Below are 13,848 nucleotides of genomic sequence, written 5' to 3' on the forward strand. Positions count from 1 at the left end.
GTTTTATACTTTCTTTCATGCAATTTAGTAACTGAGTAACAAAAAAGTTATCATAAAGCAATCTGCTTGGTTTGTTATATAAGCTTTTAATTTCATTTTAATTAAATCAAAATGAGCCAAATGGAATTGTTGAAAATCCATTGAAAGATGGTAATCAGCAAGAACGAAAACACCGAAACAGATGAATGATAGGAGTAGATCACTGGTTAGGTTATAAGGTCAACCGCATCGATAGTCAAGGTATACCCCCATCATCGGGGGGCTATCTTGTGAAAAATATACGAAATATCTTAAAAAGATATTGGTGGATTGTCTTGTTGATAGACTTATAACTAGTTTAGCGGTAATTTGCACAAAGTTTTATTATAGGGGGGATTCGCTTTGTATTTATACCACATAGTGTTTGAACAAGATGATGATAGATATGTAAATCCACACATCACTTTAAATAAAGGGTTAAGTAAAAGTACAGCAGTAAGATTTTACACCAATGGTGGTCGTTTGTTTCCTGAGATAACAGACCTCACCAGACCTTTAAATGCAGAACAATGGATTGACTTTAGCGTTGCATTTGGTGCAGACTTTAATCCTATCTCCGAACAGTATATAAAATTCCCGATTGTTTCTGAAAAAATTTTGGTTTTTAATCGAGAAATAACAAATGATTTATTTGCTTATATAGAAGAGGAATATATGAAGGGCGAGATTGGTGAAGAAGGCTATTTTACTAAAGGACTTCTTTCTAAAGAAGAGTTAATGAAACAATATTGGGAAAGTATGATTACAGCAAAAGAATATGTGAAACAAAAACCGTATAAGAATCCTGAAATATTAGTGTTTGAAACAATACCAATTGAACTCCTTGAGTATATAAAGTAATTCTACTTTTAAAAAATTTTGTAAGGTGCAGGTGCTGATGACAATTATGACTGCTGATGAACTATTAAAAGCTATGGATGAAATGGAAAATGAAGAACGTATAAAGCTATTAGACGTTTTATTTCACAAAAACTTTGATAATAGACCGCCTAAAGAAGTGCTGGAAAAAGAACGTTATAGGGCGTTATATCCCGAGGATGTTGAGGATGAACCCCTCCTGATACATAGCAAGGAACAAATAGAATAAGTTTGAACCAACTGAAAAGTGCTGCCAATCCTTTAATAGTAGGGGGGAATGCTTTTTTTGGAAGTCCGTTAGAAAACGAATGAAAAGCTTCTACAATTTTTTATCTAAAAAGGATTTTTAGAATCCGGGAGTTTTGTAAAGTATTGAACCTTAAAATACATATAAAAAAGCCACTTATTTAAGTGACTTACAGAAATAACAAAGATTCCATTGTAAATGAAGATAATCTTTCCGCTACATTGTTTTTTGAGCTTTTTTGACAAAGTAAAGAAAAATCAATTGAACTAGTGCTACAAATATAAATGCGATTCCTAAAATACCAAGTGTTATCATTTTAATTTCCGGCGTTTGAACCGCGCCAGCCCCATCAATAGTTCTTACACCGATAAATACCGCTAGAGCACCAAAAATAAATACCCATGCAATATTAATAGCCCACCATAATTTTATACCCAAATAAATAACCTCTTTCCATTTTGCATTTATGGAGTTATTGTATCATTTTTACCTTTTATAGGTAACCCGGCTCGGGGTGGTGATACTCCTCAGTCTTAAGACTGATTAATTAGTAGAAAAGTGGACAGCTTTTATTTGCCGTGTGCTTTTAGCTTTGGATAACTCCAACTGTTTCATCATTTTCTCAGCAACTTCCAATCAGCCTTCTATCCATCCTCAAAATGATTGAGGGGGTAGAAGTAATCACTGTTTGCTTTTTATTATGGCTCGGTTCATATTTAATGCTCAGATGTTTAATTGCTGGGAGGGGAAAATAAGAAGAGAATTCTTTCCGACAGCACCTAGATACAAATCTTTGGACATATGAGGGGAGAGTTGTTTCTGAAGGCTCACATTTAAGAGGTAATGCACTTATTTTACAATTTCCAAAAGGCTTTCAAATGTATTAATTTCATAAGTAGGTTTTATAGATGTATTATTTTCCCGGTATTTAGGGTTGAACCAGCATGTATCAATACCGTAGTTCATTCCACCTTGAATATCAGAAGTCAATGAGTCACCTACCATTAGTACGTTTGATTTATCCGTAAGCTGCAGTTTACGAAAAGCAACATCAAAAATTCCCGTTTGTGGTTTTTGAAAACCAGTGGATTCGGAGATGATCATATGTTCAAATAGGCCATTTAACGGGGAGTTATTAATTCTGGATGTTTGTACAGCAGTATAGCCGTTCGTAATAATTGCCAATCTTTTATGCGAGAGATGTGAAATGACTTGTTCTACTCCTTCAACTAGGTGTACTTGTTCTCCAAGAAAACTTAAGTACTCTTGATTGAATACAGCTCCGTCAATATCAAGTCCGTACTCTAAAAATAATCTTCTAAACCGTTCAGAACCCAGTTCAGCAAGGTCAATTTTTCCGCCCTCTAAATCTCTCCATAATACGTTACTGATTTCTCGGTAACTCTTTTCATATAGCTTTAAGCTATTAGATAAATTATATTTGCCAAATATTTTATGAAAAGCTTGCTGCTCCGATTTAGCAAAATCAAAAAGTGTGTCATCTACATCAAAAAGGATAATATCGTAATTCTTCATTATCTTCTCCTGCTTTTTTATTCTGTTACTTATGCTTAAACATTAACAGTTTCCTATAAATCTTCCCACACATATATTGTTTATTCAAGAATAGGGCGCAAATATGTAGAAGCCCCATAATAAAAAACAAAAGTTTTAATACAGAAGCCATTAAAGTTCATGAAAAAGATGGTTGAAGAAATGACGACCATTATAAAAAACAAAGAATATATTAAAAAAACTTTCTCTCCCCATTCATTGCCAGCTCACAAAAGTTACCTTCACGTTACTATGAAACAAAAATGTACGTACTTTTTTTTATTCTTTCGGGACATCATAATGAAGAAGGAATCAGGAAAACAAACAATTGGAGGAATAAAAATGATTAATCATTTACAAGATACAATCACATTAAATAACGGTCTGAAAATGCCTGGTATGGGTTTAGGTGTTTTCCAGGTTGAGAACGATGCCACTGCAGAGATGGTTAAAAACGCCATCGAGGTAGGCTATCGCAGCATTGATACTGCTGCTATTTACGGCAATGAAGCCGGCGTAGGGGAAGGTATTAAACAAGCGTTAGCATCTACTGGTTTACGTCGTGAAGATCTGTTTATTACATCTAAAGTATGGAATGACGGATTAAGCTATGATGAAACAATCGCTGCCTATGAAGAAAGCCTTCAAAAATTAGGTCTTGAGTATTTGGATCTTTACCTTATTCACTGGCCAGGCAAAGATAAGTATGCCGAGTCTTGGAAAGCTCTTGAAGATCTATATGAACAAGGCAAGATCAAAGCAATCGGAGTATGTAACTTCACTGTAGCACACTTGGAAAACTTATTATCATTTGCTCGTATTAAACCGGTTGTGAACCAAGTAGAATTCCACCCTCGTTTACAGCAAGTGGAGCTTCGTTCATTCTGTGACAAGCACCAAATTCAGCTTGAAGCATGGGCACCTTTAATGCAAGGCGGACTTTTAGAAGATGAAACTATTTCAAAAATCGCAGCAAAGTACGGAAAGTCAAATGCTCAAGTTATTTTACGCTGGGATGTACAAAATGGAGTGATCACTATTCCTAAATCTGTGCGTAGAGAACGCATGATGCAAAACGCTGATGTCTTTGACTTTAATTTAACAGACGAAGAAATGGCTATGATCAATGCGATGAATCTTGAACAACGTGTTGGACCAAATCCGGACGAATACGATTTTGTTTAATAGGTATTAAAGAGGAAAAGAGACTGTCTTCTGTTCGACAGTCTCTTTCTCTCCTCATTACGATGTTTGCTGCATAGCAATATCATCATCACGTTGTTTTAAAATGACATCTTCGCCTTTATCCTGTAATACTTCAACGTGCTTTTCGCCCCACGTGCAAAGCATGTTCAAAATAGGTTCCATTTCTTGTCCGTACGGGGTTAAGGAATATTCAACTTTCGGCGGTACTTGATTGAAGACCTTTCGATTGATTAATCCAGCTTGCTCTAACTCTCTTAATTGACTTGTAAGCATCTTTTGTGAAATTCCCGGAATTAATCGTCGAAACTCATTTGTCCGTATTTTACCATGATGGTTTAAATGACAAAGAATGACCGGTTTCCACTTACCACCAATGACTTCAAGTGTAGCTTCTACACCAATATTATAAATTTTTTGCATTGTAATCCCCCGTAGTATTCAATAGTAACTAAAAGTACTCTACGTATCTTAAAGGTATGTATAAATATTACTACACATTATAATAAAAATCAAAGGAGATATTAATAGTATGTCACAATCAAAAAAGCCAAGTGCTAAATTGACGTTACTGGCGCTTGCGATCAGTGCATTTGGGATAGGGTCTACAGAGTTTATCAGTGTCGGACTTTTACCATTAATTACAGATGACTTTGGTATATCAGTAAGCACTGCTGGCTTAACCGTTTCTATATATGCCCTCGGCGTCACAGTAGGGGCTCCATTATTAACAGCTTTAACATCCCGCCTCAGCCGGAAAACCGTTTTATTGCTCGTCATGACTATTTTTATAATTGGAAATTTAACAGCAGCTATAGCACCTAACTTCCCCATTTTATTAATAGGCCGTATTATTTCTGCATTGGCCCACGGTGTGTTTATGTCCATCGCTTCTGTCATTGCGGCCGATGTAGTGGAACCGAATAAACGTGCAAGTGCTATTGCCTTTATGTTTACAGGGTTAACATTGGCAACTGTCACAGGTGTCCCGCTTGGTACATTTATTGGACAAGTAATGGACTGGCGTATGTCTTTCATCTTTATTGTTATCATTGGGGTTATCGGATTAATCAGTAATGCGATGTTAGTACCCGGCCAATTATCGAAAGGCAATCCAATCTCTATACGTGATATCGGCAAAGTACTAAGCAATATCCGCATGTTATTAATCCTATTCATTACCGCGATCGGGTATGGTGGTGCCTTCGTTGTGTACACGTATGTCTCACCCATTTTAGAGCAATATATGGGGTATTCACCTCATGCTGTTGTCATTATTCTAGTTGTCTATGGTATTTGTGTTGCTATTGGTAATACACTGGGCGGCCATTTTGCTAATCAAAAACCGCTTCGTTCGATCTTTATTATTTTTGTCGGACTTGCCCTGGCATTGCTTGGCATTAACTTTACTCTAGAATCGCCAATTATCGGGTTAGTCATGGTACTGATCATGGGGCTGTTTATGTTTATGAATGTCCCGGGATTGCAGCTGTATGCGGTTATTCTATCTGAAAAATATGTACCATCAGCTATTTCTATGGCTTCTGCATTAAATATTTCTGCTTTCAACATTGGTATATTTTTAGGATCCTATATTGGCGGTTTTATTATTCGCCATCAATCATTAGCACATACACCTTTTTACGGATTCTTAATGGTTATACTTGCAGCAGTTGTTACGCTACTATGGCTGCTTTTCGATCAAAAGAAAAAATAGCGAGTGTTCTTTACCTCTTTAAAAAATAGGTAGAACCTGTACCATAATGAATAATTTTTTCTTATTCTACAAACGAACACGATTATAGAGTAGCACTTTTAGAAAAAAACCAGACTAGTTTATAAGAGTCACATATTTAGATAAGATAAATACTCCATTTTGATTAATCATTTTTCAAAATGGAGTATTTGCATTTTCCTCTATAGATTTTAACGGAAAGTTAATTTTCTTTAAGTGAGATAACTATTACTACTATTCCCAAAGTTGGATTTAAAGTTCCATTAACTCTGTTAATATATAATTATGGAGAACTGTGTTTAAAATAAAATGGACAGGAGGAAAAATGATGAAAAAAATATTTGCGCTGTTACTCGCTGTATTTGTATTAGCGATAGTAGGTCCGGAAAAATCGGAAGCAAAAGTGATGTATGATGGAGCAGAAGTTGTAAAAGGACAGACCGGAAAAATGACCTTTAAAAAAGATATTAAGGTCTACAAGAAAAATCCAAACGGTACGTTTGATTCGCTAGTGGTCAAACGGAATAATTTCTTCAGAACGTATGATATTGAAAAATATGATGGCAAAACATTTTATCAGATGGGGCAATACCGGGTACAAGCAACGGATTTGGTAGTTTTCAAAGAAGTACCAATAAAAATTCGTTCATCCTTCTATCAAGATCCAACTTATATAAATATTAATCGGGACGGTATTTACGGTAAGGGACAATATGGTTATGGGTGGTACTTTAAAGCTGGATTTTGGAGTATTTTTTTCAAGGATACAAACAACGGCCAGCTGCTGAGTGCTTGCGATGCCACTACCGATGGGTCGTACGAATTTTGTATTCCATTTTCGGGTACAGATCTTAAAATCGCTGAGACAATATCGAGAGAAAAAGATGTACTTTATGAGTTAACAAAAGATACAGGTGGGAAAATCATTCCATTAGATGGTGCTAAATCTGAAACAATGCATAAAAAGGGAACTGTTTTGTCATCGTTAGGTACCGAAATTAATGGTTATCTATATGTAAGCTCAGAAATAAACAATGTTCCATTTACTTGGGTTCCGGTAAATTTATTAAAGCCGATTGAAGATAATTGATAGATTAGAAATTTTAGCGTCATGCACAAGCAGGAAGAAGAAGCGTGATCATGCAGCGTGACCTTTTCGTTTCAGAGAGATTCCGTTTAAATAAAAGGTTGTATCATATCTTTTAATAGGGGAATCTCTCTTTTTTATTTAGTTTTACTGAAATATCCTTGATAATCAATGGTAGTGTTGAATTGATTAGTATCCAGTGCTGTAGCCTTCTATAATCTCCCCAAACCCTTGTTTAATGAGGTTATTAGCTACTGACCGAGGGATCTCCTGTTTGCTTTCTGTAAGATAGGCAGCCTTTGAGCGAATCAGCTTGTCAAATAGCTCGCTTCTTTTTTCTCCAACAGCTTCCAAAGCCTGCTGGGAGTTCATTAAATCTTCTAATGTTAAAATAGGATAATCTGTGCCTTCAAAAGAGAAGTCACCGTTTACTTGATACCATACATCCCCATTGTCCCTTAGCCATTTTTCTCCGATGTTTTCAATGCCTCGCTTCATATTCTTTGCTGTTTCTAAATAAGATGCCTCTTTTGTTTGCTTGTAAGTTTCTAATAAAAGGTTCATTTCCCCTAATGCATGATTTAAGGACACATGTGTCTTCTTTATCTGGTGAGGGGAGTAATAGTCGGTTATGAGATAGCCGCCTCCTGACACTTCAATGATATTCCCGTTTTTTACTTGATCAACTAAAAAGTCCGCATACATAATATTCGCATGTTTAAGCTCTTTGATATCAAGCAGGTCCCCTGTTTGTTTTAGGAATAATGCAATTTTTTCATTATGTCTCGTGTCGACGTATGGAGCTTTAATGCCATAATTCTTTTTCAACCATGTACTTGTATACTCTGTTTCCCATAAACCATTTCTATCCCCTTGAAAAATAAATAAATTGGCAACGGAATTTATCATCAAGTCGTAAAAATAACGCTCTTTTGTAGCTTCGTAATGGGTTAACGCCTCTTGATCTTGAACTCTTACGAGGTTTCGGCCATACCCCATTTTTGTTTCAGGTTCAATAGACCATGGGAGTTTTGTGTAGGGGCCTTCAGCTGTATACCATTTATTTGTCGCTTTATATTGCTTGATACTTTGTTCAATCCATTCATCGAGCGTTTCTTTGTTTTTAAATAAAGGCTTCTGTGACACTAACATCCAATTTTCTGATAAGTCTTTTCCTGATGAAGAAAGAGGTAGAGTTATAGTGAGGGCTTTTTTGTCTCGGTTTAGTTCCAGGTTTTTATTTTCACTCGTTAACTCGCGCACTATACTCTTGTCACCGTCCTCATATTCATAACGTAATTCTTTAGATACATAATTTCGGCTCAACATCATATTCGTAACAAAGTTTTCATGCTCTGTTACTTTTAGAAGACCTATAGGATGTGTAGTTGGGTCTACACCAAATACATGATCATGCTCATGATTAATTTTCTCCCGTTCGAAATCCGTTAAATCATAATGCACATTTCCATCGATACGATAGGATATCGAAACGCTGTAGTTTTTATCGCTTTTGTTTTCTAATTGAGTGAAAATGAAAAAATCCCCGTTGTCGATTTCCCGAACTGTGACTTTTACAAAACCCATGCTTTTCTTGTCTTCTAATAATTCATAGATCGTTGTTTGATCTGTAGAGCGGATATGCATTTCAGCCGAACTTTTAGTTTCATGCAAAAATAACCCATCAGCTTCCACATTTAATTGTACAGCGTTTGGCAAAGGCACCGTAATTTTCTCTTGCGGACCTCTTTTTTTATCTTGTTCATTTACAGTTGTTTCTGTTGTCTCGTTTGGTGCAGGTAAATGGTCATTTGTTGTTTTTGCTAAACATATAATCACGGCGACTAGGACGGCCAAAAAACATAAAATTATGCTCCATTTTTTTCTGTTAAGCAATCCGATCCCTCCGGTGTAACAATTTATTGTATAAAAAACTCTTAAGAGAGTGCATCAGTATTGAACGGAAATGCGCATTTATTACATGATTATACATAACAATCTAATTTGAAAGGTTAATTTTACTAATATTTATTGCGATTCCCTTTTGAATTTTTGAGAATCTTTCGTTCTCCTTTCTTTCTAGGCTGCCGATCCACAACAAAGCATTTAATCGTAGGGCTATTTAAAAGTGTACCTCCAATGTACAAGTTTAATTTTCCAGTCCTTGGGCAAATTAGGGATGTAATGATGAAAATTTGAGGAGGACGACATATTGTTAGATGAAAAAACCATCCAGCTTGTTCAATCTACAGCCCCGGTATTAAAGGAGCACAGTGCTGAGATTGGTAAACGTTTTTACAGTCTCTTATTTTCAAAAGCTCCTGATTTGTACAATTTATTCAACCAAACGAACCAAAAGAGAGGTATCCAGCAAGAGGCATTGGCTTATTCGGTTTATGCAGCAGGTGAGCATATTACGAATTTAGATGCATTGGCGCCTGTGATTAGAAGAATTACCGAGAAACATCGTGCGATTGGTGTTGTTGCCGAGCAGTATCCGGTAGTAGGTGAAACGTTACTGGAAGCAGTAAAGGACGTTTTAGGTGATTCCGCTACAGATGAAATATTAGAGGCTTGGGGAAAAGCCTACGGGTATATCGCCGATGCTTTTATTAGTATTGAAAAGGAATTGTATGAAGAAGCAAAAAATGCTCCCGGCGGCTGGGAAGGTTTCAGGAGCTTTACAGTTGAGAAGAAGCAAAAGGAAACAAATAGCGTAACTTCCTATTATTTAAAGCCGACAGATGGAGGGCCTATTGCCTCCTATGAGCCAGGGCAATATATAACATTATGGGCAGAAGTTCCTGGCGAGCAGTATAAGCATATACGGCACTACAGCTTGTCGGAAGCTCCCGGCAAAGGGTATTACCGGGTCAGTGTCAAGCGTGAAGAAGGGCGGGGAGCAGCACCAAACGGCATAGTATCAAATTATTTAGCGTCGGACCTGAACGTTGGGGATAAGCTGGATTTCTCTGCTCCTGCCGGAGATTTTACGCTCGATAAGTCAAATGCGCCTGTTGTACTGATCAGCGGGGGAATCGGTGTAACACCGTTAATAAGTATGCTGAATGCTATCGTGGAAAATGGTCCAGATCGTCAAGTTACGTTTATCCATGCTGCAGCTAATAGCAATGAGCATGCGTTTAGGGAGCATGTAAAACAATTGGACGCTGCCAACAATCATGTTAAATCATTGATTGTTTATGACAGTCCAACAGAGGCAGACCGGCACGCACAGAATTATGATAAAGAGGGACGGATTGATCTAGCCTTTTTACAAGGGGCTGTATCAGCTAAAGAAGAAGCACAATTTTACTTTTGCGGGCCGATACCATTTATGGAGACGGTCAATAATATGTTAACCGAATGGCGTGTACCAAAGGATCATATCCATTATGAAGCATTTAACCCTATTGCCATTTTAGACGAGGAATAATGCAAAGTGTCCGGGGCTTTTCTGGAAAGTGGTTACTTTCTGGGCGGGTCCTTTTTTGGTGAAAATCTGCCGAAAATTATTTTTTATTGTTAACCTAACATTAAAAGATTTTTGTTAACTTAGATGAATAGTAGGTTGACACATAAAAAGAGATTAACTATACTATCTCTAATATTGATTTACAGGAGGTATAGGATGTCCACAACAGCTGCCAGAACAACAAATCATTCAAGAACCTTACAAATGGTTCAAATTGCGATGTTCGCTGTACTGATGATGATCGGTGCTAATATTTCCTCTTTCTTGGTGATTGGTGGAGTACCAATCACGCTGCAAACTTTCTTTGCCATACTGGCGGGAATCGTATTAGGCAGCCGTACAGGAGCAGTAGCTATGCTATTTTATGCTTTTATCGGGTTGGTTGGTCTGCCGGTATTCTCGCAATTTTCAGGTGGAATTGATTCACTTGCTATGCCTACTTTCGGCTTTATCCTTTCGTATCCTATCGTTGCCTACGTTGTTGGAGAGATCGCTCGGAAATTCCCGACGACAAAAGGCTTTGTGATCGCTGCGCTGGTCGGAACTGCACTCAACTATGTAATCGGAACGAATTGGATGTACGCAGCCTATAAGCTATGGTTCGCAGCACCGTCAGGCTTTACTTATAAAATGGCTTGGGCATGGATGGTTGTGCCGATGCCGAAGGATATTATTCTGGCTGTTTTTGCCGGCGTTTTCGGCTATCGTCTTAAGCCGATTGTACAAAAGTATGGAAAATGATATGGTGCATCGCTGCAGGAAACAAGGGGAGAGTAAAATGCTTCTTCATGGTCATGAAATAAAAGGTAGCAATATCGATCAAGAAACACGCTGTTCGCACTATCACACAGAAATTGACCGGATTGCCATTAAATTTTACTGCTGTGATACATATTATCCCTGCCACTCTTGCCATGAAGAAAAAGGGTGCAGTCATCCACAGGTGTGGCCGAAGAATGAGTTTCACCAAAAAGCCATTTTATGCGGAGCATGCGGGTACGAGCTTACGATTAATGAATATCTGGCTTGCAACGCATCGTGCCCATCCTGCAAAAGCGCATTCAATGCAGGCTGCAGCCTGCATAAGCATCTGTATTTTGAAGTGTAGGCGTTAAGAGGCCGAGGTCCGTTACTTATAATAGTAGCGGGCTTTTTTGTCTATTGGTCTCCTATATTATCAGTTTGTGAAAAAAGGATTTATTTCATGGCATCTCGAAATGAAAAGACAGGGAAAGAACAACTGGGCTAAATAAATTGTTTGGCTGGAAACCTTCACTGTCAACCAGTGATTATAATGTCTTAAAGTTAATGAGTAAAAAGACGAAAGGAAGATAGCTATGGTGTATATCGCTCTTCTTCGGGGAATTAATGTAGGCGGAAAAAATAAAATGGATATGAAGCTGCTTAAACAAACATTTGAACGGGCCGGACTGCATAATGTAGTGACATATATCAATACAGGCAACATTATTTTTTCCTGCAATGGACTGACGAAAACTGAACTGTCGCATATGTTGGAAGAGGCGATATGTCAAGATTTCGAGCTGCATATTAAAGTAATGGTTCGAAGTATAGAGGATATCAGGGGAGTCATTCATGCCATTCCCGATACATGGAAGAATGACCAGGACATGAAAAGTGATGTCATGTTTTTATGGGATGAAATTGATGAGGAATCTGTACTTGAGCATTTAGTCATCAAACCGGCTATTGATACGGTGAAATATGTGCCAGGCGCAATTTTATGGTCCATTGATAAGAAAAATGTTACAAAAAGCGGGATGACAAAGATAATTGGAACGAAGTTATACAAACAAGTGACGGTCAGAAATGTTAACACCGCCCGTAAAATCTATGAAATCATGCAAAATCAACCGGGTTAGCCGGTCGAGGGCAGCAGTATAATTTTCGGACTTTGAGAGGTAATGTAGTAAATAGATACATTACCTTTACTATGATAGTTATTATATACATTTTACAAAGTGGTCTTTCGGGTATAACAACAGCGATCGATTGCATATTTTCCTGATTTGTTCAGCAGCCTCATAAGATCGGCTGTATTTTTCAGTACTGCGAACAATGCCTGAAATATATGCCCCGACATTCCGTTAACATATAGTAGTCCCTCATTTATTATCTTTTCATTCATGGCATGCTACCAGCTCATCGATATGCTCCTCTTTCATCAAAAAAAATCCCCTCTTAACACGGGAAGGCCTCGTTCCTATTATGTCAATTGTCCGCAGCTCCCGTACAAGCTGGCTGAGAAGGCAAGATCATCATTCTTTTTTAATATAACGAATATTTCCAATTGGTTGTTATTACTATATAATATTTCGTATCACTTTGTAGGAAAGGCAGATTATGAGATCGATATTTCTATATTTTCATCCGCTTGTTTGGATTATTTTATGCGGTACTATTTTTGCTAGAACAGCAAGCTTTATGGCGATGCCGTTTTTAGCGCTGTATTTACATAATGAACTGCATGCTTCTCCGCTCCTAATCGGGATGACGTTAGGAGTAGCCCCGTTATTTTCGACATTCGGCGGGCTGATTGGCGGTTATTTGACGGACCGCTTCGAAAGAAAATATGTAATCATTACAACTGTTTTTGTTTGGAGTTTCACATTTTTGGGCTTTGCGTTTGCACCGAGTGCTGCCTTTTTTGTCGTGCTGAATGCGTTAAACGGCTTGTGCCGCTCATTTTTTGAGCCGGGCACACAGGCATTAATGATTGATTTTACCGAGGACAGCAAAAAACGAAGACTGTTTTCTGTCCGCTACACGGCAATCAATATTGCAGCAGTCATTGGGCCACTACTTGGTGTTTGGATTGCCAGTATGTCCAGTGCTTCCGTCCCGTTCATTATTACAGCAACGATGTATGCGATGTACGGATTGTTTTTACTAATTGTTCTAAACCGTTATGGATCGAAGCAGCAGCAATTAAGCGGGGGACATAAAGTGATGGCTATTTTTAGTGCGGTTGCCCATGACCGCAAGCTGTTTTACTTTATTATGGCTGGGATTTTAATTTCAATCGGCTATTCACAGTTTGATTCTACACTGCCGCAGCTGATTGATATAAAAGTAGAGAATGGCGTAAAGTTATTTTCATATGCTATTGTAGCGAATTCGATCACTGTCCTCACCCTGCAGCTTCCACTTACGATCATGATTGAAAAGGCGAATATCTATACGTCTCTTAAGATCGGTATTACCATATTTGCGGCGGGGCTATTGTTGTTTGGTATATCGGAAAATGGGTGGATGTTTATCGTGAGTATGATTATCTTCTCGGTCGGCGAGATTTTTTGCTTCCCAACAATGAATGCAGTCATAGAGGAAATCGCCCCAAGCGACCAAAAAGGGATTTATTTAGGCGCTTCTCAGCTGAAAAATATAGGCGGCTTCATCGGTCCTGTTTTAGGCGGCTGGCTGCTGATTGCTGCGATGGATTGGATGTATGCTGTCATTGCGCTGCTGATGCTGAGCAGTATTATTATTTACCGTCAAGCACTGCGATTAGCGTAAAAGACAGAAGTCAAACTAATATAAAGAAGTCCCCTTTATGTAGGCAGTGTAAAAACCATTCCTTTGCGAATGATGATACACTCTACTTAGAGGGGATTTTTTGACTAGAATTA

At 37.9% G+C, this 13,848-nt stretch carries 15 protein-coding genes; 10 read left to right on the forward strand and 5 right to left on the reverse strand.

What is annotated here, in order from left to right; genetic code table 11:
- Positions 1 to 399 precede the first annotated feature (399 nt).
- Together BOD01S_RS15580 and BOD01S_RS15585 are read left to right on the forward strand one after the other, a co-directional pair.
- Positions 400 to 879: a hypothetical protein gene (locus tag BOD01S_RS15580; RefSeq protein WP_244887322.1), complete on the forward strand. Its 480-nt coding sequence runs from the start codon at positions 400 to 402 to the stop codon at positions 877 to 879.
- Between the two features lie 37 nt (positions 880 to 916).
- Positions 917 to 1,126, forward strand: a complete 210-nt coding sequence (locus BOD01S_RS15585) for a hypothetical protein (protein WP_036156430.1) — start codon at positions 917 to 919, stop codon at positions 1,124 to 1,126.
- 234 nt (positions 1,127 to 1,360) lie between these two features.
- On the opposite strand, the gene BOD01S_RS15590 is transcribed toward BOD01S_RS15585, so the two are convergent.
- Both BOD01S_RS15590 and BOD01S_RS15595 read right to left on the reverse strand, forming a co-directional pair.
- On the reverse strand, positions 1,361 to 1,582 hold the full coding sequence (locus tag BOD01S_RS15590; protein ID WP_036156432.1) for a DUF3923 family protein: 222 nt from the start codon (positions 1,580 to 1,582) through the stop codon (positions 1,361 to 1,363).
- 411 nt (positions 1,583 to 1,993) lie between these two features.
- Complete coding sequence (locus BOD01S_RS15595; RefSeq protein ID WP_036156434.1) at positions 1,994 to 2,680, reverse strand: YjjG family noncanonical pyrimidine nucleotidase; 687 nt, start codon at positions 2,678 to 2,680, stop codon at positions 1,994 to 1,996.
- 360 nt (positions 2,681 to 3,040) lie between these two features.
- On the opposite strand from BOD01S_RS15595, the gene BOD01S_RS15600 reads away from it, so the two are divergent.
- Positions 3,041 to 3,883, forward strand: a complete 843-nt coding sequence (locus BOD01S_RS15600; protein WP_036156436.1) for an aldo/keto reductase — start codon at positions 3,041 to 3,043, stop codon at positions 3,881 to 3,883.
- A 57-nt stretch (positions 3,884 to 3,940) separates the two neighbouring features.
- On the opposite strand, the gene BOD01S_RS15605 is transcribed toward BOD01S_RS15600, so the two are convergent.
- Positions 3,941 to 4,324 (reverse strand): winged helix-turn-helix transcriptional regulator, encoded by a 384-nt coding sequence (locus BOD01S_RS15605; RefSeq protein WP_036156438.1) that lies wholly within the window; start codon positions 4,322 to 4,324, stop codon positions 3,941 to 3,943.
- Between the two features lie 109 nt (positions 4,325 to 4,433).
- Here BOD01S_RS15605 and BOD01S_RS15610 point away from each other — a divergent pair, with 109 nt between their 5' ends.
- Together BOD01S_RS15610 and BOD01S_RS15615 are read left to right on the forward strand one after the other, a co-directional pair.
- Positions 4,434 to 5,618, forward strand: a complete 1,185-nt coding sequence (locus BOD01S_RS15610) for an MFS transporter (RefSeq protein ID WP_036156440.1) — start codon at positions 4,434 to 4,436, stop codon at positions 5,616 to 5,618.
- Between the two features lie 346 nt (positions 5,619 to 5,964).
- Positions 5,965 to 6,726, forward strand: a complete 762-nt coding sequence (locus tag BOD01S_RS15615) for a hypothetical protein (protein WP_036156442.1) — start codon at positions 5,965 to 5,967, stop codon at positions 6,724 to 6,726.
- Between the two features lie 186 nt (positions 6,727 to 6,912).
- On the opposite strand, the gene BOD01S_RS15620 is transcribed toward BOD01S_RS15615, so the two are convergent.
- A complete protein-coding gene (locus tag BOD01S_RS15620; protein ID WP_036156444.1) occupies positions 6,913 to 8,619 on the reverse strand; it encodes a hypothetical protein in 1,707 nt (568 codons plus the stop codon).
- 316 nt (positions 8,620 to 8,935) lie between these two features.
- Here BOD01S_RS15620 and hmpA point away from each other — a divergent pair, with 316 nt between their 5' ends.
- The 4 genes from hmpA to BOD01S_RS15640 all read left to right on the forward strand — a co-directional run bounded on the left by hmpA (position 8,936) and on the right by BOD01S_RS15640 (position 12,081).
- Positions 8,936 to 10,159 (forward strand): NO-inducible flavohemoprotein, encoded by a 1,224-nt coding sequence (hmpA, locus tag BOD01S_RS15625; protein ID WP_036156446.1) that lies wholly within the window; start codon positions 8,936 to 8,938, stop codon positions 10,157 to 10,159.
- Positions 10,160 to 10,354: 195 nt separating this feature from the next.
- Positions 10,355 to 10,939 carry a biotin transporter BioY gene (locus tag BOD01S_RS15630; protein WP_036156448.1) on the forward strand — a complete coding sequence of 195 codons (585 nt, stop codon included), beginning with the start codon at positions 10,355 to 10,357 and terminating at the stop codon, positions 10,937 to 10,939.
- A 37-nt stretch (positions 10,940 to 10,976) separates the two neighbouring features.
- A complete protein-coding gene (locus BOD01S_RS15635) occupies positions 10,977 to 11,306 on the forward strand; it encodes a CHY zinc finger protein (RefSeq protein ID WP_036156449.1) in 330 nt (109 codons plus the stop codon).
- Between the two features lie 229 nt (positions 11,307 to 11,535).
- Complete coding sequence (locus BOD01S_RS15640; RefSeq protein WP_036156451.1) at positions 11,536 to 12,081, forward strand: DUF1697 domain-containing protein; 546 nt, start codon at positions 11,536 to 11,538, stop codon at positions 12,079 to 12,081.
- Positions 12,082 to 12,173: 92 nt separating this feature from the next.
- Here BOD01S_RS15640 and BOD01S_RS23565 read toward each other — a convergent pair whose 3' ends face one another.
- Positions 12,174 to 12,347: a hypothetical protein gene (locus BOD01S_RS23565; RefSeq protein ID WP_218016441.1), complete on the reverse strand. Its 174-nt coding sequence runs from the start codon at positions 12,345 to 12,347 to the stop codon at positions 12,174 to 12,176.
- A 215-nt stretch (positions 12,348 to 12,562) separates the two neighbouring features.
- Here BOD01S_RS23565 and BOD01S_RS15645 point away from each other — a divergent pair, with 215 nt between their 5' ends.
- Positions 12,563 to 13,735, forward strand: a complete 1,173-nt coding sequence (locus BOD01S_RS15645; RefSeq protein ID WP_036156454.1) for an MDR family MFS transporter — start codon at positions 12,563 to 12,565, stop codon at positions 13,733 to 13,735.
- The last annotated feature ends 113 nt before the right edge of the window (positions 13,736 to 13,848 follow it).

Origin of the sequence: Lysinibacillus odysseyi 34hs-1 = NBRC 100172 (genome assembly GCF_001591965.1) — a bacterium.
GTDB lineage: Bacteria > Bacillota > Bacilli > Bacillales_A > Planococcaceae > Lysinibacillus_B > Lysinibacillus_B odysseyi.